At 72.5% G+C, this 18,362-nt stretch carries 22 protein-coding genes and 1 pseudogene; 17 read left to right on the top strand and 6 right to left on the bottom strand.

Annotated elements, in window-relative coordinates:
* Positions 1–158: pseudogene (locus tag V6U90_RS25625) on the top strand (AAA family ATPase); the annotation flags it as partial.
* A gap of 174 nt (positions 159–332) precedes the next feature.
* Here the strand turns inward: V6U90_RS25625 and V6U90_RS25620 are convergent.
* Positions 333–1,253 carry an A/G-specific adenine glycosylase gene (locus V6U90_RS25620; RefSeq protein WP_334441721.1) on the bottom strand — a complete coding sequence of 307 codons (921 nt, stop codon included), beginning with the start codon at positions 1,251–1,253 and terminating at the stop codon, positions 333–335.
* A 96-nt stretch (positions 1,254–1,349) separates the two neighbouring features.
* Here V6U90_RS25620 and V6U90_RS25615 point away from each other — a divergent pair, with 96 nt between their 5' ends.
* From V6U90_RS25615 to V6U90_RS25605, 3 genes are all read left to right on the top strand, one after another.
* Positions 1,350–1,862, top strand: a complete 513-nt coding sequence (locus V6U90_RS25615) for a glycine cleavage system protein R (RefSeq protein ID WP_334441719.1) — start codon at positions 1,350–1,352, stop codon at positions 1,860–1,862.
* A complete protein-coding gene (locus V6U90_RS25610; protein WP_334441717.1) occupies positions 1,859–2,419 on the top strand; it encodes a peptide deformylase in 561 nt (186 codons plus the stop codon). The genes V6U90_RS25615 and V6U90_RS25610 overlap by 4 nt, the downstream gene beginning before the upstream one ends.
* Before the next feature lie 87 nt (positions 2,420–2,506).
* Positions 2,507–3,217 (top strand): hypothetical protein, encoded by a 711-nt coding sequence (locus V6U90_RS25605; protein WP_334441714.1) that lies wholly within the window; start codon positions 2,507–2,509, stop codon positions 3,215–3,217.
* Positions 3,218–3,429: 212 nt separating this feature from the next.
* Here V6U90_RS25605 and disA read toward each other — a convergent pair whose 3' ends face one another.
* The 4 genes from disA to V6U90_RS25585 form a co-directional block, all read right to left on the bottom strand.
* Positions 3,430–4,614 (bottom strand): DNA integrity scanning diadenylate cyclase DisA, encoded by a 1,185-nt coding sequence (disA, locus tag V6U90_RS25600; protein WP_334441712.1) that lies wholly within the window; start codon positions 4,612–4,614, stop codon positions 3,430–3,432.
* Positions 4,615–4,789: 175 nt separating this feature from the next.
* Positions 4,790–6,220 (bottom strand): DNA repair protein RadA, encoded by a 1,431-nt coding sequence (gene radA / locus V6U90_RS25595; protein ID WP_334441710.1) that lies wholly within the window; start codon positions 6,218–6,220, stop codon positions 4,790–4,792.
* Positions 6,221–6,310: 90 nt separating this feature from the next.
* Positions 6,311–7,048 carry a hypothetical protein gene (locus V6U90_RS25590; protein WP_334441708.1) on the bottom strand — a complete coding sequence of 246 codons (738 nt, stop codon included), beginning with the start codon at positions 7,046–7,048 and terminating at the stop codon, positions 6,311–6,313.
* 168 nt (positions 7,049–7,216) lie between these two features.
* Complete coding sequence (locus V6U90_RS25585; RefSeq protein ID WP_334441706.1) at positions 7,217–8,056, bottom strand: UbiA family prenyltransferase; 840 nt, start codon at positions 8,054–8,056, stop codon at positions 7,217–7,219.
* 45 nt (positions 8,057–8,101) lie between these two features.
* Between V6U90_RS25585 and V6U90_RS25580 the strand changes: the two genes are divergently transcribed.
* From V6U90_RS25580 to V6U90_RS25565, 4 genes are all read left to right on the top strand, one after another.
* The gene (locus V6U90_RS25580) at positions 8,102–8,848 is read left to right on the top strand and encodes a methyltransferase domain-containing protein (protein ID WP_334441703.1); all 747 of its coding nucleotides are present in this window, start codon (positions 8,102–8,104) and stop codon (positions 8,846–8,848) included.
* A 45-nt stretch (positions 8,849–8,893) separates the two neighbouring features.
* Positions 8,894–10,060 (top strand): acyl-CoA dehydrogenase family protein, encoded by a 1,167-nt coding sequence (locus V6U90_RS25575; protein WP_334441700.1) that lies wholly within the window; start codon positions 8,894–8,896, stop codon positions 10,058–10,060.
* Positions 10,061–10,115: 55 nt separating this feature from the next.
* Positions 10,116–11,186: a type III polyketide synthase gene (locus V6U90_RS25570; protein WP_334441698.1), complete on the top strand. Its 1,071-nt coding sequence runs from the start codon at positions 10,116–10,118 to the stop codon at positions 11,184–11,186.
* A 64-nt stretch (positions 11,187–11,250) separates the two neighbouring features.
* Entirely contained in the window at positions 11,251–11,808 is a 558-nt protein-coding gene (locus tag V6U90_RS25565) for a hypothetical protein (RefSeq protein WP_334441696.1), read from the top strand.
* Between the two features lie 22 nt (positions 11,809–11,830).
* On the opposite strand, the gene V6U90_RS25560 is transcribed toward V6U90_RS25565, so the two are convergent.
* Positions 11,831–12,580, bottom strand: a complete 750-nt coding sequence (locus V6U90_RS25560; RefSeq protein WP_334441694.1) for a hypothetical protein — start codon at positions 12,578–12,580, stop codon at positions 11,831–11,833.
* A gap of 419 nt (positions 12,581–12,999) precedes the next feature.
* On the opposite strand from V6U90_RS25560, the gene V6U90_RS25555 reads away from it, so the two are divergent.
* From V6U90_RS25555 to V6U90_RS25515, 9 genes are all read left to right on the top strand, one after another.
* Positions 13,000–13,485, top strand: a complete 486-nt coding sequence (locus V6U90_RS25555) for a CarD family transcriptional regulator (RefSeq protein WP_007073334.1) — start codon at positions 13,000–13,002, stop codon at positions 13,483–13,485.
* A 53-nt stretch (positions 13,486–13,538) separates the two neighbouring features.
* Positions 13,539–14,261, top strand: a complete 723-nt coding sequence (ispD, locus tag V6U90_RS25550; RefSeq protein WP_334441618.1) for a 2-C-methyl-D-erythritol 4-phosphate cytidylyltransferase — start codon at positions 13,539–13,541, stop codon at positions 14,259–14,261.
* Complete coding sequence (ispF, locus tag V6U90_RS25545; RefSeq protein ID WP_334441615.1) at positions 14,258–14,746, top strand: 2-C-methyl-D-erythritol 2,4-cyclodiphosphate synthase; 489 nt, start codon at positions 14,258–14,260, stop codon at positions 14,744–14,746. Before ispD ends, ispF begins: the two co-directional genes overlap by 4 nt.
* A gap of 494 nt (positions 14,747–15,240) precedes the next feature.
* Entirely contained in the window at positions 15,241–16,113 is an 873-nt protein-coding gene (locus V6U90_RS25540) for a helix-turn-helix domain-containing protein (protein ID WP_334441612.1), read from the top strand.
* Between the two features lie 11 nt (positions 16,114–16,124).
* Positions 16,125–16,328: a DUF397 domain-containing protein gene (locus V6U90_RS25535; RefSeq protein ID WP_334441609.1), complete on the top strand. Its 204-nt coding sequence runs from the start codon at positions 16,125–16,127 to the stop codon at positions 16,326–16,328.
* Between the two features lie 178 nt (positions 16,329–16,506).
* On the top strand, positions 16,507–16,794 hold the full coding sequence (locus V6U90_RS25530; protein ID WP_334441606.1) for a hypothetical protein: 288 nt from the start codon (positions 16,507–16,509) through the stop codon (positions 16,792–16,794).
* Positions 16,791–16,913, top strand: coding sequence for a hypothetical protein (locus V6U90_RS25525; protein WP_334441603.1), 123 nt, complete (start codon positions 16,791–16,793; stop codon positions 16,911–16,913). Before V6U90_RS25530 ends, V6U90_RS25525 begins: the two co-directional genes overlap by 4 nt.
* Positions 16,914–17,399: 486 nt before the next feature.
* Positions 17,400–17,642 carry a flavin reductase gene (locus tag V6U90_RS25520; protein ID WP_334441601.1) on the top strand — a complete coding sequence of 81 codons (243 nt, stop codon included), beginning with the start codon at positions 17,400–17,402 and terminating at the stop codon, positions 17,640–17,642.
* Complete coding sequence (locus V6U90_RS25515; protein ID WP_334441598.1) at positions 17,632–18,342, top strand: hypothetical protein; 711 nt, start codon at positions 17,632–17,634, stop codon at positions 18,340–18,342. The genes V6U90_RS25520 and V6U90_RS25515 overlap by 11 nt, the downstream gene beginning before the upstream one ends.
* Positions 18,343–18,362: the final 20 nt, after the last annotated feature.

Genomic DNA, 18,362 nt, shown 5'->3' with positions numbered 1-18,362 from the left:
TGACCCCGGGTCAGATCGTGGTGGTCGACTGCGAGGGCGATCCGGACAACATCGACAAGTCCAAGCTCGTGTTCCGCGGCTCGGACAAGCCGGTCGAGGTCCCGGACGCCGTACCGGCCGACCTGGGCGGCACGGCTGCCGCTGGCGCTGACGAGTAGCAGTAGCCGACAACAGCAGGACAGTGGAACGGCCCGGCGACAGCAGTCGCCGGGCCGTTCCGCGTCTTCCGCCGCTCAGGCCCCGCCGGCCACCACCGCCCCCCGCCGACCCCGCCGACCCCTGCCGACCCCTGCCTCGTCGATCATGGACTTATGGTGGCCGTTATATAGGCTTCAGCGGCTTTTGTCAGGCACCACAACTCCATGATCGACGGGGAAGCCGTCCCCGGCGAGCCGGCAGGCATCCCCGACCACCTCGACCAGCCCGTCGTCGACCAGCCCGGCCAGGGCCCGGCTCCGCTGGACGTCATCCGCCCAGACCGTGTCCAGCCGTGGCCGGGGCACCGGCCCCGTCGCCTCCCGCAGGACCGCGAGCAGCAGTCCGCGTACCTGACGGTCGGTGCCGGCGTACCGCTGGGGCCGCCGGGTGGGGCCGGCCGGCGCGGATCGGCCGGACGCCCGCCAGGCGCACCGGGCGGCCAGCGGGCAGTCGGCGCAACGGGGTGACCGGGCGGTACAGACCACCGCCCCGATCTCCATGAACGCCGCGCTGGCCAGCGCGGCGGCGGCCGGCTCGACCGGCAGGAGTCGCTCGGTGGCGATCAGGTCGGCCGGCCGGGTGGTCGGCCCGGCATCCGGTTCGCCGGCCACCGCCCGGGCGACCACCCGCCGGACGTTCGTGTCCACCACCGGGTGCCGCTGCCCGTACGCGAACGCGGCCACCGCCCGGGCCGTGTACGTACCCACCCCCGGCAGGGCGAGCAACTGGTCGAGATTCGTCGGCACCTCGCCGCCGTGCCGCTCCACCAGGGCCACCGCGCACTCGTGCAGTCGGAGGGCCCGGCGGGGGTAGCCGAGCCGCCCCCACATCCGGATCGCCTCGGCGGGGGAGTCGGCGGCCAGGTCGGCCGGTACCGGCCAACGGGCCAGCCACGCCTCCCAGGCCGGAAGAACCCGGACCACCGGGGTCTGCTGGAGCATGACCTCACTGACCAGGATGGCCCAGGCTCCCACCTCGGGTTTGCGCCAGGGCAGGTCACGGGCGTGCTGCTGGAACCACCGGCTGGCCAGGGTGGCGAAAGTGGGCTCTGACATCGCACCGGTGATGATGCCACGGTGTTCCGTCCCGCACCGTGGGCGGTCCGGCCGGGTCGCCACGGCGGTGTCGGCCGGGTCGGGGAGAATGTCCCGATGAACGAGCTCGCGATCACCCTGATCGGCCCGGACCGGCCCGGCATCGTGGCCGATGTCGCGGAGGTGCTCGCCCGGCTCGGCGCGAACCTCACCGACTCGACGATGACCCGGCTGCGCGGCCACTTCGCCATGACCCTGATCTGCACGGGCCCCGCCGCCGCCGAGGTGGAGGCCGCCCTCGCGCCACTCACCAGCGACGGCCAGTTGGTCGCCTCGGTGCGTGCGGTCGTGCCGGACGGGGTGGCGGCCCCGGCGGGCGAACCGTACGTGCTGACCGTGCACGGGGCCGACCGGCTCGGCATCGTCGCCGCGGTGACCCGGGTACTCGCCGAGGCCGGCGGTAACGTCACCGACCTGACCACCCGGCTGACCGGTCGGCTCTACGTCGTCATCGCCGAGGTGGACCTGCCGGCGGGCACCGCCGACGAGTTGACCGCCCGGCTGACCCGGGTGGCCACCGACCTCGACGTCGAGGTGACCCTCCGGCCCGCGGATTCGGACCTGCTGTGATCGACGAGTACCCCGGACTGGGTGGCTGGACCCCCGACCATCTCGGTGTCGCCGGCGCGGTACGGCAGGTGGTGTCCGCTCCCGACCCGGTGCTCAGCCGGCCCGGGGTGGAGGTCGACCCGCGCGATCCCGAGATCGTCCAGCTCGCCGCCGACCTGGTCGCCACGATGCGGGTCTCGCCGGGTTGCGTCGGTCTGGCCGCTCCACAGGTCGGGGTCGGCGTCCAGGTCTTCTCGGTCGACGTCACCGAGCATCCCAAGGCGGTGACCGTGCACGGCACGTTCGTGCTCTGCAACGCGCGGGTCGTGGAGGCGACCCGGTGGCGGCCCGGCCGGGAGGGCTGCATGTCGGTGCCGGACCTGACCGGTGACGTGAAACGGGCCAGCCGACTGGTGGTCGAGGGTGCCCTGCCGGGTACCGGCGAACCGGTGCGGCTGGTCACCGACGGATTCGAGGCCCGCGCGCTCCAGCATGAGATCGACCACTGTGCCGGCTTGCTCTTTCTCGACCGGGTCGCCGGTGCCCACGCCATCTACCAACGCAAGGTCTACCTCTGACCGTGCCGGCCGGTACGGAGCGGGCGCGGAGGCGTCGGCGCGTCGTAGCGGAGCAAGCCGGTCGACCGACGATACGGTGAAGGCATTATGCGTATGACGGTTGGACCCCTGCCACCCGCCGTGTACTGGCGGCGTCGCGCTGTCGTACTCGGAGCGGGGTTGCTGTTTCTCATTGTCGTGCTCTACTCATGCACCGGCTCCGGTGATCCAACCGACAAACGCGGCAAGGCGGCCCCGACCGGCACGCCGACCGGGAACCCGGCGCCGACCGGGTCGGTGCTGACCCCGGAGACCGATCTGACCTCTCCGTTGCCGACCGGCGAGCCGGCGCCGGTGGTACCGGCCGGTCCGGCGGAGACGACCGAGCCGCCGGTGGTGCCGGTGGCCCCGCCGCCCGCCGAAGGCGCCTGTACGGATGCGGAGATCTCCGTGGTGCCGGTCGTCCTGCCGGCTGCGGCCCAGCGTGGGGTCACCGTTGATCTGCGCCTGAAGATCAAAAATGTCTCCCAGCGGACGTGCAGTCGGGACGTCGGCGCGGACATGCAGGAACTCTTCATCAAGGCCGGTGCGGACAAGGTCTGGTCCTCGGACACCTGCGGTACGGCGAAGGGGGCCGACGTCCGTTCCTTCACGCCCGGCTTCGAGCGGGAGTACACGGTCGGCTGGAACGGTCGGGACAGCAGCAAGTGCGCCAGCGGGGTGGCTGCCGGGCCGTTTCCGAACGTCGGTGACTACCAGGTCTTCGGCCGACTCGGCACGAAGATCAGCGAACCGGTGAAGTTCTCCATCACGGGCTGACCGGCCAACGTCGCCGCCCGGTGGGCGGCCCGGTGGGACCAGGCGTCCGGTGGGCGGCACCGTGGGACCACGTGTCCGGCGGGTGGCATGGTGGGACCAGGCGCATGGTGGAACCAGGCGTCCGTTGGGACCAGGCGTCCGGCGGGTGGCACAGTGGAACCACTCCGCCGGGCACCCGCCGTGTGCGCCGGGCCGCCCGGATCAGTGTCGGCTCAGACGTACCGCTCCAGGATGGACGCCTCGGCCAGCCGGGACAGGCCCTCGCGGACGCCCCGGGCCCGCGCGTCGCCCACGCCCTCGACCGCCTGGAGATCCTCCACCGTGGCCCCGAGCAGCCGTTGCAGGCTGCTGAAGTGGTTGACCAGCCGGTCCACCACGGCCGCCGGCAACCGGGGCACCTTGGCCAACAGGCGGAACCCGCGCGGGCTGACCGCGGCGTCCAGCGCGTCGGACGCCCCGGGATAACCGATGGCCTTGGCGACCGCGACCAGGTCGATCAACTCGGTGGCGGTGAGCAGGTCCAGCTCGACCAGGGCCTCGTCGAGGGTACGGGGCTTCCGCCCGGTGGGCAGGTAGTCCCGGATCACCAGGGTGCGGTCGGCGTCGACGCCGGCCATCAGCTCGTCGAGCTGGAGCGCGAGCAGTCGCCCGTCCGTACCCAGCTCGACCACGTAACCGGCGATCTCGTCCGCGATGCGGCGTACCATCTCCAGCCGCTGCACCACCGCCACCGCGTCGCGGACGGTGACCAGATCCTCGATCTCCAACGCCGACAGGGTGCCGGAGACCTCGTCGAGGCGGAGCTTGTACCGCTCCAGGGTGGCCAGTGCCTGGTTGGCGCGGGACAGGATGGCTGCCGAGTCGTCCAGCACGTGCCGCTGGCCGTTGACGTAGAGGCTGATGATGCGCATCGACTGGCTGACCGAGATGACCGGGTAACCGGTCTGCCGGGCCACCCGCTCGGCCGTGCGGTGCCGGGTGCCGGACTCCTCGGTGGGGATCGACGGGTCGGGCATCAGGTGCACTGCGGCCCGGACGATCCGGGTGCCGTCACTGGAGAGCACGACGGCACCGTCCATCTTGCACAGCTCGCGGACCCGGGTGGCGGAGAACTCCACGTCCAGCGGGAAACCGCCGGTGCAGAGGGTCTCGACGACCTTGTCGTAGCCCAGCACGATCAGTGCGCCGGTGCGACCACGGAGGATGCGCTCCAGCCCGTCCCGCAGTGCGGTGCCGGGCGCCATCAGCGCGAGGTTGGCGCGGAGCGGGTCGCCGGTGGCCACCGAACCACCCGTGGTCACGTTGACGCTGATCGGTCGCGCCGGCGAGCCCAGTGCGCCGCTGCGGGCGGGGGTACTCGCGCCGGCGGTTCTGTTCGCATCGCGGTCGATCGGCACCTGGACAGTCTACGGACTGTCATGCGGTGGGTGCTGCCGTGGTTACTGTGATGTGCCGCCGCATCCCGGACCGGTCACCGCCGGTGCCGGATGTCCAGTTCGACGGGCTTGCGGTCGCTACGCCGATGTGTCCACCGGGTCGCTCGGCGCTGCGCACCGTCCTGGTCACATTCGGTCATTCCGCCGAGGCGCGGGCCACGCACTGGAGTGCGGAACGGACATCGGTGACCTCCATCACCCGCATCTGATCCGGGCCTGTCCCGGTGGACTCCGGGCCGCACCCCTTCGGTACCAGGGCGAGCCGGAAGCCCAGCCGGGCTGCCTCCGCCAGGCGGCGGGGCACCGCCCCCACCCGACGGACTTCGCCGGTCAGCCCGACCTCGCCGATCGCCACCAGGTTCGGTGCGATGGCGAGGTTGAGCCCGCCGGAGGCGACGGCGAGCGCCACCGCCAGGTCGGCCGCCGGCTCGACCACCCGGATGCCACCGACGGTGGCCGCGAAGACCTCCCGGTCGTGCAGGGTGAGCCGCTCGGTACGCCGTTGCAGCACCGCCAGCACCATGGCCAGCCGGGCGCTGTCCAGCCCGGAGACCGTCCGGCGGGGCGAGCCGGCGACGGTGGCCCCGATGAGGGCCTGGACCTCGGTGACCAGCGCCCGCCGCCCCTCCATCGCCACCGTGACGCAGGTGCCGGGCACCGGCTCGGAGTAACGGGTCAGGAAGAGCCCGGACGGGTCGGCGAGGCTGCTGATGCCGCCCTCGTGCATCTCGAAGCAGCCCACCTCGTCGGCGGCCCCGAACCGGTTCTTGACCCCCCGAACCAGCCGTAGCGAGGAGTGCTTGTCCCCCTCGAAGTGCAGCACCACGTCGACCAGGTGCTCCAGTACCCGGGGACCGGCCACCTGGCCGTCCTTGGTGACGTGACCGACCAGGACGGTGGCGATGCCGCGTTCCTTGGCGACCGAGACCAGCGCGGCGGTGACCGCCCGGACCTGGGTCACGCCCCCCGGCACCCCGTCGGTGCCCGGGGTGGAGATGGTCTGCACCGAGTCGAGCACCAGCAGCCCTGGCTTGACCGCGTCGAGGTGACCGAGGACCACACCCAGGTCGTTGTCTGCCGCCAGGTAGAGCTGCTCGTGCAGGGCGCCCATCCGTTCGGCGCGGAGCCGGACCTGGCTGACCGACTCCTCGCCGCTGACCACCAGGGACGGGCTGCCCGCACCGGCCGCCCACTGCTGGGCCACGTCGAGCAGCAGGGTCGACTTGCCGACGCCGGGCTCGCCGGCGAGCAGCACCACCGCGCCGGGGACCAGGCCACCGCCGAGGACCCGGTCGAGCTCGGGTACCCCGGTCGGCCGGGCGCGGGCCGGGGCGGCGCTGATGGTGGCGATGGGGCGGGCCGGCTCGGCCGGCGCCCGGGAGCTGACCACCCGGCCGGAGACCACCGGCCCGCTCACCGTGGTCTCCACCACGGCACCCCACTCGCCGCACTCCGGGCAGCGGCCCACCCACTTCGGGGGCTGGTGGCCGCAGGCGTCGCACTGGTAGGCGGGCCGGGGGTCGCGGGCCGCCCGGCTGCGGGCGGGCGTCGAACGGGAGGTGGTCACCCCGATGACGCTAGCCAATCCGTACGACGAAGAGGGGCCGGCGTGGCCCGTGCCACGCCGGCCCCTCGTCAGGTCCGTCCGGGGTACCGCTCAGCCGTGCTGCTCCTCGGCGCCACCCTCACCGATCACCGGGGAGGCCGGCGGGGCCGGGGTGAGCGGCACGGCGACCGGGATCGAGGTGGCCAGGGTGACGCCCTGCCCGAAGTCGAAGGTGACGTTGACCGCCTGCCCCGGGCGCAGCGCCTGGTTCAGCCCGACGAGCTGGAGGAAGCTGCCCGCCTCCGGGTTGAGCAGCAGGTACCCGCCGGCCGGCAGTTCGATGCTGGCCGGCGCGGGCGGTGCGGCCGGGGCCTCGGTGGTGGCTTCCGGGGTGGGCGTGGCGGCCGGCGGCTCCGAACCGGGCGCCGGGGTCGCGCTGCCGGTGGCGGTCGGGGAGCCGGTGGCCTCCGGGGTCGCCGGGGCGGTTGCGGTCGGGGTCGCCGCGGCGGTTGCGGTCGGTGCGGCGGCGCCACCGAGGCTCACCGCGCGGGCGCTGTCCGAGGTGACGGTGACGGTCACCGCGCGGGGCGAGTCGTTGTAGATCGCCAGGGTCAGCGGGGCGGTGCCGCCGGCCGGGTACCCCTCGGTGCTCAGGTACGCCACGTTGGCGTTGCGGATCTTGAACGCGTTGTCCGGGGTCTGCGCGTTGACGCCGCCGATCGACGGCTCCTTGGCAGCGGTCTCGGCGACCTGGCCCGAGCCACAACCGGAAACCAGCAGGCTGGTCGCCGTAGCCAGGCCGGCCAGCAGCACGGCCGCCCGCCGGGAACCCCTGATCGAGCGCGTCACGTCGGTCCTCCTCGTCACGATCCCCGCCCGGAGCGGAACCCCGGGCGCGGTGGCCATACCCGCGCAGACCGGGATCCAGGGTAGTTGGGGCTGATCGCGCACCGCACAGGGACCCGGCAAAGGCACCCGTCAGCCCGGCCGGCCCGTCCCGGGTGGCGACAAACCGGTTCAGACCACCCGTCCGCTGGTCACCAGCAGCACCACGTCGATCACCGCCACCAGCATCACCGCGCGGAACACGGCGACCGGTCGACCGGCCGACCGCTGGCCGGCGCGGGCGGCGTACCAGGTCACCGGCGGCACCACGGCGGCGGTGGCGACCGCGGCGAGGCCGGCGCCGGACGGCGGCCCGGGCGGGCCGAACACGAGCACCGTGGTCGCGGCGAGCAGCAGGACGGTCGCGGCGATCCGGGTACCGGTCGGCCCGAGCCGGTGCGGCAGCCCGTGCACCCCGGTCCGGGCGTCGTCGGCGAGGTCCGGCAGCACGTTCGCGAAGTGCGCGCCGGCGCCGAGCAGCGCGCCCGCGCCGACCAGCCAGAGTGGTGGTGCCGGGGCGCCGGGCAGGGCCAGGACGGCGAACGCCGGCAGGCAGCCGAACGACACGGCGTACGGCAGGACCGAGACCGGAGTGGACTTGAGCGGCCAGTCGTAGAGCAGCGCGGAGACCAGGCCGAGGGTGGCGCAGGCCGCCGCGACCGGGTTGGTGAGCAGAGCGAGCAGCGGGGTGGCGAGGGCGGCGGACACCGCCGCGACCGTCACCAGGCGCGGGCTGAGAGCGCCGGCGGCCAGCGGCTTGTCGGTCCGTCCGACCGTGGCGTCCCGGTGCACGTCGAGCCGGTCGTTCGTCCAGCCGACCGCGAGCTGGCTGGCCAGTACGGCCGTCGCCACCGCGACGACACCGGCGACCCGGTGCCCCACCCCCCAGGCGAGCAGTCCGGCCACGGTGGTCACCGCCGCCGCCGGTTCCGGATGACTCGCTCTGACCAGCCCTAACACCGTTCGCGACATAAGGGAAGTCTGGTCGTTACCGGGGAGTCGTGCCACGCTCGACCCATGCCACATCAGGGTCCGGTACTGCCCCGCAATGACCCCCGGCAGTACGACGACCTGGCCGACGAGTGGTGGCGCCCGGACGGCGCGTTCGCGATGCTGCACTGGCTGGCCAGGGCCCGCGCCGCACTCGTCCCGCCGGCCCGCCGGCCCGGGGCGGTCCTCGTCGATGTCGGGTGTGGAGCCGGCCTGCTCGCTCCGCACCTGGTCGGGCGCGGCTACCGGCACGTCGGGGTGGACCTGACCCGCTCGGCGCTGGCGCAGGCCGCCGCGCACGGCGTGACCGTGGTCAACGGCGACGCCTCCGCCCTGCCCCTGGCCGACGCCTGCGCCGACGTGGTGACCGCTGGTGAGCTGCTGGAACACGTACCGGACTGGCGGGCCGCCGTCGCCGAGGCGTGCCGGGTCCTGGCCCCGGGCGGCACCCTGGTCCTGGACACCCTGAACGCGACGGCACTGAGCCGGCTGCTCGCCGTCCGGGTGGCCGAGTTGTTCCGGGGCGTACCCCGAGGCATCCACGATCCACGGTTGTTCGTGGACTCCCGCGCCCTGGTCCGGGAGTGCGCCCGGCACGGTGTGCGGCTGCGGATCCGAGGGGTCCGGCCCACCGTCGTCGGTACCGGCTGGTGGCTGCTGGGCCGGGCGTACCCGGCCCTGGTCCGCCGCGCCGGCCGCCCGGCTGCGCCCCGGATCGTGCCCACCTGGTCGTCCGCCGTGTTGTACCAGGGGCGCGGGGTGAAGGACGGGTAGGGCGTACCGCACCGGGGTATTGCACGAGGTCGAAGGGGGCCGGACATGACATCGGACGCGCTGGACGCTGCCCGCCGGTTGGCGCCACGGCTGGCCGCCCGGGCGGGCGGACACGACCGGGACGGATCGTTCCCGGTGGACGACTTCGCCGACCTGCGGGCGGCCGGGCTGTTCGGACTGATGGTGCCGCGCAGCCTGGGCGGCACCGGGGCGAGCTTCGCGCAGTACGCCGCGGTCGCCACCGAGCTGGCCCGGGGCAACGGTGCCACCGCGTTGGTGTTCAACATGCACGCCTCGGTGACCGGTGCCCTCGGCGCGGTCGACGAGGAGTTGGCCGAGGCGCTGGGCGTACCCGACGAGGCGCTGGCCGCCCGGGACCGGCTGCTGGCCGACGCCGCGCAGGGTGCCTGGTACGGCGTGGCGATGAGCGAACGGGGTGCCGGTGCCCGGCTCTCGCAGCTCTCCACGGTGTACGAGCCGGTCGACGGGGGCTACCACATCAAGGGCGCGAAGACGTTCTGCTCCGGCGCCGGACACGCCGACGGGTACCTGGTCGCGGCCCGGCGTGCCGACGACCCGTCGGTGGTCTCCCAGTTCCTGGTTCCGGCCGGGGACGGTCTGCACGTCGAGCAGACCTGGGACTCGCTCGGCATGCGGGCGACCTCCTCGCACGACCTGCACCTGGACGTGACGGTGCCGGCGGACCGGCTGCTCGGCGGGGTGGAAGGGCTGGCCCTGGTGGTGGCGCAGCTCATGCCGCACTGGCTGGTGGCCAGCTACGCGGCCGTCTACGTGGGGGTGGCCCGGGCCGCCGTGGAGGCCGCCGCCGAGCACCTGACCGCCCGCAACCTGACCGGCCTGCCGGCGGTCCGGGCCCGGGTGGGCCGGGCCGACGCGGCGGTCGCCGCCGCCGAGCTGGTGGTGGCCGAGGCGGCCCGCCGGGTCGACGAGGCGCCCGGGGACGCGGCGACCAACCGCTGGGTGTGGCGGGCCAAACTGCTGGCCGGTACGACCGCAGCCGAGGTGGCCGCCTCGATGCTGGAGGCGGCCGGCACCTCGGCCACCCGGCGGGGCCACCCGCTGGAGCGGCTCTACCGGGATGCCCGCTGCGGATCGCTGCACCCGGCGACCTCGGACGTCTGCGCGGACTGGCTCGGCATCGCGGCGCTCGGCGGCGACCCGGACCGTGACGCGTCGACCCCTCGTTGGTGAGCGTGGAAGCAGCACGGGTCGGCCCGTACCGGGCGCCCGGGGCAGACGACGAGAGGTGGGAGCCGTGGCTGTGTCACCGGTGATCGCGGGTCTCGGTACGGCGTTGCCGCCGTCGACCGGGCAGCAGCAGCTCTGGGACGGGTTCTTCGCCCGGCACTTCCCGGAGCGTACCCGGGCACTGGCCCAGCGGATCTTCGCCAACTCCGGGGTGACCCGACGGCAGGCGGCGGTCAACCCGCTGCTGGAGGACGTGTCGGACTGGCCCACCGAGCGCCGGATGCGGCGCTACCTGGTCGAGGCACTGCCGTTGGGTAAGGAGGCGGTCGGCCGGGCGTTGACCTCGGCCGGGCTGGACGCGGGGGAGATCGGCCTGTTCGCGGTCTGCTCGTGTACCGGGTACGTCACGCCGGGGCTGGACATCCTGCTTGCCCGGGACCTGGGCATGGCCCCGGAGACCCAGCGGATGTTCATCGGCCACATGGGGTGCTACGCGGCCCTGCCGGGGCTGGGTGTGGTCAGCGACTTCGTGGCCGCCCGGGGGCGTCCGGCGCTGCTGCTCTGCACCGAGCTGACCAGCCTGCACATCCAGCCCTCCTCGGCCCGGGTGGACACCCAGCAGATCGTGTCGCACGCGCTCTTCTCGGACGCTGCGGTCGCCGTCGTGGTCGTGCCGGGTGGCCGACCGGGGTACGCGGTCCGGGAGGTCGCCTCGGTCACCGACACCTCCACCGCCGACCACATGACCTGGGACGTCACCGACACGGGGTTCCGGATGGGGCTCTCGCCGAAGGTGCCGCAGGTGCTGTCGTCGCACGTCCGGCGCCTGGTCGACGGGCTACTCGCCCGGCACGGCCTGCGGGTGCCCGAGGTGGACGGCTGGGCGGTGCACCCGGGCGGGCCGCGCATCCTCAACGTGGTGGAGCGGGAGCTGGAGCTGTCCCCGGACGGGCTGGCCGCCTCCCGCGCCACCCTGGACGCGCACGGCAACTGTTCCTCCCCGACGGTGCTGCTGATCCTGGACCGGCTGCGCCGGGAGCCACGTCCACCGGAGTGGATCGTGCTGCTCGCATTCGGACCGGGGCTGACTCTCTACGCGACCCTGCTCCAGCGCTCACCGTCGATCTGAGCACCGAAGCTCACCCTCCAGGTGAGGCGGGCGGAGTACCCGCTGCCGGCCGTACCCTCAGGGTATGGAACGGAGCACCGGCCGCCGGGCGGCGGATCTGGCCCTGGTCGCGCTGGTGGCCGGCGCCCTGACGGTGGGTGGCTGGTGGTGGGTCCGGAATGCCCCAGAGCCGGGCCGTGAGGTGCGGGTGCCCCGCCCCGGTATCGAGCTGGCCGGTCAGCTACCGCCCGGCATCGAGGTCCAGATCAACGTGGCGACCGGTGAGGTGGTCGGGGTACGGCCCCGGTTCGACCGGGACTGGTCCCCGTTCGGCCCGGTGGCCCATCCCGACGCGGTGCTGCGGGAAGTCGTTTCGCTGGCGGACGGGAACATCCGGTCCTGGACCGTCCCGGGCGGGCAGCAGGACCGGCTCCTGGTGCAGTACTCCTGCCTTGGCGCCTCGGATCGGGTAACGCGTGTGATGGTGGCCGGCCGGGTGACCCGGCCGTTGATGAAGAGCATCCGGTGTGACGGCTCCTTCGTCAGTGACTTCGTGATCGGCACCGGCGGTCCGGTGATCGTCTCCGTGATCGGCCGGCGCGATCCGGTCCGGGTCGCGGTGCAACTGGTCCGGGCGCCCTGACGGCCCGCAGGGGCTCCGGCGGTCAGCCCAGGCGGTCCAGGTCGGCCCGGTACTCCTCGGCCGGGCCGACCTCGGGCACGACCCGGACGACCTGACCGGAGCGGTCGACGAGCAGTGCAGTGGCTGTACCGGGGCGGGCCGGGAGTTGCAGGAAGGCCCGGAGCGCGCCGGCCGGATCACCGAGGGAGCGGACACCCGTGCCCGCCGGGGCCGGCACCCGACCGTCGCTGACCACGGTGACCACACTCACCCCGGCGGGTACTGCCGCTGCGGCACTGCCGACCTGTTCGGTGCAGGTGCAGCCGTCCAGCAGGATGATCACCGCCGGCAGCAGCCCGCGCAGGGACACCGGCTCCTGTCGGTCGTCGGTCAGCTCCAGCGCGGGCAGCGTACGCCCCGGCGCAGGGTCGGGTGTGCCGGCCGGCACGACGGGCGGGCGGGCGGTGGGGCGGGCCGGTCTGGCCAGGGTGATGGCGAAGATGCCGGCGGCACTGGCGAGTACGGCCAGCATGATCACCAGTAGCGGCAGGCGGGCCGAGGGGCGGGTCGGGTACCGGCCGTCCCCGGGTACCGGGTGGCCGGGCGGAACGGTCAGCCGGGGCGGCAGGCCACGGCGGACCCGTTCCCGTAGTTCCCGCCGGACCAGGGCGGCCTCCTCGGCGAGCGCCGAGGCGTCGTCCGGAACGACCACCGGGCCCCAACCGGGTGGCAGCTCGGGTAGGCCGTCCGGTGCGCCGCCGTCGCGTGGTCCGGGGTCGTCGGGCGTTCCCATGGTCGCCTCGCCTCCCTCGGCCGCTGTTTCCCGACCCGGCTGCCGGCGCCGGCCGGCCACCGGTACGTCGGGATCCCGATGGTCTGATGCCAGCGTCCCGCACCGGGGTGCCGGCCGCCAGGGCTGTCGGCGAGGTTCCCCGCCCGGTGCTGTGGAGATGCGCAGTGTTGGGCGGGCGCGGAACGGTCGGGCTACGATAAGCCGAGCGCATCGCCCCAGATCCGAATTTCTACCGACCCGGCCACGTCGGCCTGTGGTTTACCCATCACAGAGCGTGTTCAAATCATCGATTTGACTGGGTGTCAAGCCGAAGAAATACCTCTCACAGGGCCCCTGAGCTGCGCTAACGATCAGGCCTGCGATGGGACATCGGTGCCTGAGCGTGTTACCCTAGACACAGCGAAAGGGGTTTCGAACCTATGGTTTTCAGTGTCGGCGAGACCGTTGTTTACCCCCACCACGGGGCCGCACTCATCGAGGCGATCGAGACTCGGGTGATCAAGGGCGAGCCTAAGCAGTACCTCGTTCTGCGGGTCGCTCAGGGTGACCTCACCGTCCGGGTGCCCGCTGAGAACGCCGAGATCGTGGGCGTTCGCGAGGTGGTCGGCGAAGAGGGCCTGGGCAAGGTCTTCGACGTTCTCCGGGCTCCGCACACCGAGGAGCCGACCAACTGGTCGCGGCGTTACAAGGCCAACCTGGAGAAGCTGGCCTCCGGCAACCCGCTGAAGGTGGCCGAGGTCGTCCGCGACCTGTGGCGCCGGGAGCGGGAGCGCGGTCTGTCGGCGGGTGAGAAGCGGATGCTCGCCAAGGCCCGTGACATTCTGGTCGGCGAGGTCGCGCTCGCCGAGAAGAGCACCAAGGACGAGGCGGAGACGCTGCTCGACAAGGTGCTGACCGAGGCCTAGTCCGGCCAGCATCGCCTCCCCACCCCGTTCCAGAGAAATCCGAGGACCGCGACGTGACCGCGCAGCTCAATCCGCGCGGTGACGTCGCGGTCCTCGTTCCTGCGGCCGGTGCCGGGGTACGCCTCGGACCGGGCCGCCCCAAGGCGCTCCGCCTGCTGGCCGGCGAGCCCCTGCTGGTGCACGCGGTGCGCGGGATCTCCTTCGTGCCCTCGGTACGCACCATCATGGTGGCCGCCCCGGCCGCCGAGGTGGACGCGGTCCGCGAGCTGCTGGCGCCGGTCGCGCCGGTGCAGGTCGTCCCGGGCGGCGCCGAGCGGCAGGCGTCGGTGGCCGCCGCGCTGGCCGCCGTGCCGACCGGGCCGGAGATCATCCTGGTGCACGACGCGGCCCGGGCCCTCACCCCGCCGATGCTGATCGACTCGGTCGCCGCCGCGGTCCGCGCCGGTGCCGCCGCTGCCATTCCTGTCCTACCCGTTGTCGACACGGTCAAGGAGGTCACCGGCGACGAGCTGGTGCTCCGCACGGTGGACCGGTCCCGGCTGCGGGCCGTGCAGACCCCGCAGGGCTTCCGCCGGTCGGTGCTGACCGCCGCGCACGCCGCCGCCGACGATCCGTTGACCGACGACGCGGGTCTGGTCGAGCAGTTGGGCGAACCGGTCACCTGCATCCCCGGTTCGGAGTACGCTTTCAAGATCACCAGACCGTTCGACCTGGCCCTCGCCGAGCACCTGCTCGCCGAGTCGCCCGGGCAGGCGACCCGTACCCTCTCCTCATGATCGTTCCTCGGGTGGGCATCGGGACCGACATCCACGCCTTCGACGCCGAGCGGCCCTGCTGGCTGGCCGGACTGCACTGGCCGGACGAGCCGGGCCTGGCCGGGCACTCCGATGCCGACGTGGTGGCCCATGCGGCCTGCAACGCCCTGCTCTCCGCCGCCGACCTCGGCGACCTGGGCTCGAACTTCGGGGTGGCCGAGCCGGAGTGGGCGGGTGCATCCGGGGTGACCCTGCTCACCGAGACCGCCCGCCGGGTCCGGGCCGCCGGCTTCGAGATCGGCAACGTCGCGGTCCAGGTCATCGGGGTACGCCCCCGGATCGGCACCCGCCGGGCCGAGGCGCAGCGGGTACTCGGCCAGGCGGTCGGCGCCCCGGTCAGCGTCTCCGGCGCCACCACCGACGGCCTCGGCTTCCCGGGACGGGCAGAGGGGCTGGTCGGCATCGCCACCGCCCTGGTGTACCCGACCCCGGTCACGGCGGCCTAGTGCAGCACCGCGTGCTGCCCTAGCACGGCGGCCGGTGGTCGGCCATACCCGACCGCGCTGCCGCCGCGCTGGACTGGCGCAGCGACTACGACAGCCTCAGCTACGCGGTGCTCGACGTTTCCAGGCCAGGTCAGCACGGCCGCAAATCGCATCATGCGCCTTCGGGCTCCGCTTCGGAGCACTGGACTTCGTCGTTGACAACCAGGGCGAGTGGGCGCTTTAACCCCCTACGGTCTACGAACAGACCCCCGGGACGATACCGGGGGTCTGTTCGTGTGCAGCGAGGCCCCGGCAACGCCTCCGGAGCCTCGCGCCCTGCCTCCCAGGGCCAACCCGCTCTGGCCCCCTGGGTGCCGCTGATCGTATCTCCGCAGCCTGACGTGTGGTATGTGCACGATCGAGTGTGGGCGGCATGGACGCCGCCGGGTAACTTGGGGCAGAGCAGTGCCCCAAGCTGGGACACCTCAACGCCCGGAAGGTAAGACGAGATGTCAGTGAGTCCGCTGGTCGCCCGAGTGCGGCTGGCCGAGGCAATCAAGACCCTCCGAGGCCAGTCCGGACTGGACACCCAAGGACGCCTCGGCGCGAAGGCCGGAATCTCCCGGCAGGAGGTCAACCGACTGGAGAACCCCCTGGAGAACCTGACCCGCAACCCCGACGCAGGAGATATCCGGTCCATCCTGCTTGCCTGCAACCTCGACGAGGACCAGCCCGAACATCGGGTCATCATGAGCTGGGCATGGTCGGCTCGTGAACCCGGATGGTGGAGCAGTCGGTCGTATCGAGAGATGGGCCACCAGCAGCAGGTGATCGCCATCGCCGAGACGTACACGTCGGTGATCCAGGAGTACCAGGTGCAGATCATCCCCGGCCTCATGCAGACCGAGCAGTACGCCCACTATCGAGCCGGCATGTCACCCGAACCCGGATCGACCGTCGACGGAATCGTACGTGGCCGCCTTCGACGTCAGCAGATCCTGGCCGAGGTCAATCGATACGAGGTGGTCCTGGAGGAATTGGCGGTGCGCAGGGTCACCGCCGCGCCGGTCAAGGTCATGCGCGACCAGCTGCTGCACCTGCTCGACCTGGCGGAACGTCCGAACATCTCGATCCGGGTGATGCCGGTGGGCGCACCCACCGCACCCGGCCGCGCACCCACCTCCCCCTTCTCGCTGTACCGCTATCCGGACCGAGACGAACCGGAAATGGCGGTGGTTGACTCCGTGAGGAGTAATGACATCCTCGTAGAGCCCGCTATCGTGCGGGAGCAGGCACAGTTGCTCACGCGGCTGCGCGAGGCCGCGCTGTCAGACGCCGACAGCGCGGCCTTCATCAGGGACGCGGCCAACGCCTTGGCCGCCCAGTGAAAGGGCCTGTCATGACCAACCCGCTTCACGGACCGTTCCGCAAGAGCACCCGTAGCGATGGCAGCGGAAACTGCGTCGAGGTCGCCGAGGGCACCGCAGTCGACGGTGCGTTCGTTCGCGACAGCAAGGATGTCACCGGACCGGTGCTGACCTTCGGCTCCTCCAACTGGGGGGCCTTCATCGCCGACGTGAAGGGCGGCGAGTTCGACCTCTAATCCACTCCGCAAGACAAAGGGCCGGCACCCTCAGGTGCCGGCCCTTTCACGTTCAGATGGTGAACATGCGGAGCGTGACTCTTGCGACACGCCTGGGGCAGTGAGAGTCTGGGACAGTCCCAAGTAGAGACTATCGTCTCCTGGATCTGCTCCACGGTATCGCGGGGGGTTTTCGTCGATGTCGACTGGCGAGTCCAACCAGGTCAACCGCCTGCGTCCGGCGGTACCTGCTCCGCCTGCCCAGGCCGAGCATGTCCCCGGGCATGGGCTGATCAAGATGGACGACCCGTACCGCGACACCCTGGCGCGCCGCTACACCACGCTGCACGTGAACGACGGTCGTACGCCTCAGCTCGTCGCTCGGCTGCCGTTCGTCCCCGCCACCTGCGTGACGTGCCGTGAGAGCTGGCCGTGCGCACAGCGGATCTGGGCTGACAGCGTCACCACCAGGAGGCTCGCCGCATGAGCAAGATCGGCAAGGCCGTCGCCGACGCCATCAAGGCCGCCGGTTCCGCCCGCACCCCCTCGGAACCTTCCGCCGCCCCGGCCGTCCCGGCTGAGAAGAAGAACAAGGACTCCAAATGATCACCATCGAAGCCATCCACGCCGCCCACGGAGCTGAGGGGACTCCTGGGCGGGGGAGGTGCGGTCAGCGCGTCGACGAAACATCGGTCACCGTCGCACCCGCCGACCAGCCTGAGACGCGGCCCAGCCTCGCAGGTATCGCCGCGCCCCCGGGTGCCGGAACGCTGCCTCGCTACGCGCACCGGCAAGTGCGTAAGCGTCCGGCACCCGGGCCCACCACCGAACTGCAGATCGGCACCGGCGACTACGCATCCCGCCGGCGCGCCTGAACCGGGCGCGGCGTCAACCGGATCCCCGTTCCGGTCGGCGCCGCGCCCCCTTGTATCCGGACACTGCAGAGGGGACCACCGTGCACACCTGCGTCCGCGCCACACCCCCACCACCGGCACACCCGCGCCGCAACCAACGCACCGGGGGCCCACTCCGACAGACCCCCACCGGCCGCCGCAGCAACACCGGCCCCGCCCACCGCAGGCCCACCGCGCCATGACCACCGCCGTGCACTCACCGAACCGACCCCACTGGGACTGCCGCGCCTGCGGCCTCGAATGGCCCTGCGAACAAGTCAAGACGGACCTGGTCAACGCACTGGACCCCCGACCGCGCGCCATGTACGCCGCCAGCCGGTTCGTCGAGGCGATCCACGACCTGAGCGACGTCGACCCGGCCGCGATCTTCGCCCGCATCTTCTTCTGGACGACACCACGGGGAGCCGACCGTGACGCCTGATGCCGAAACCGTCAACAACGCCACCAACCAGACCTGCGCCCCGCCCGCCGACACGACCACCCCCGTCGGACCCGACACCTCCGGTGACATCGTCGAGCAGGTCCACGGCGTGCTCACCGAAGCAGCGCACCACGACCCGATCGCCGCCTGGCTTGTCCCCGACCCGATGGCCCGCTACGGCATCGTCGCCCGCTGCCACGCCTTCACCGTCCGGTATCTCATCCACTACGGCGACCTGCGGGCCGTCGTCGACCCGGACGGCGTCGTCGTTGGCGTCCTCGCCGGCGCACACCCCACCACCTGCGACAAAGACCTGGCCGCCACTGAGTACACCCCTGGCCTGCTCACCGCAGCCGTCCCCTACCACCACCGGTACGCCACCCTGCGCCGCGCCACCAGCGCCGCACTGCCCCGCCGAGCCCACTACCACCTGTGGTACATAGCGGCCCACCCCGACCGCCGAGGCGACGGCATCGGCGGCGACATGCTCACCGAGCTGCACCGCCGGCTCGACGCCCTCGGTCAGCCCGCCTACATCGAAGTGGCCACCACCGCCCTGCGTACGACCCTCACCAAGCGCGGGTACCAGCACGAGACCACCATCCACCTACCCGACTCCGGGCCCACCCTGTATGGCATGTGGCGCGACCCGCTGCCGTTCGAGACCGCGATCGATCGTGGTGACCCCCTCCGGTACTGAGGTGGCCACCACCGGCGCCG

This window comes from Micromonospora sp. CPCC 206060 (assembly GCF_036906895.1).
Lineage (GTDB): Bacteria > Actinomycetota > Actinomycetes > Mycobacteriales > Micromonosporaceae > Micromonospora.
This window is presented reverse-complemented; position numbering and strand designations above follow the sequence as displayed.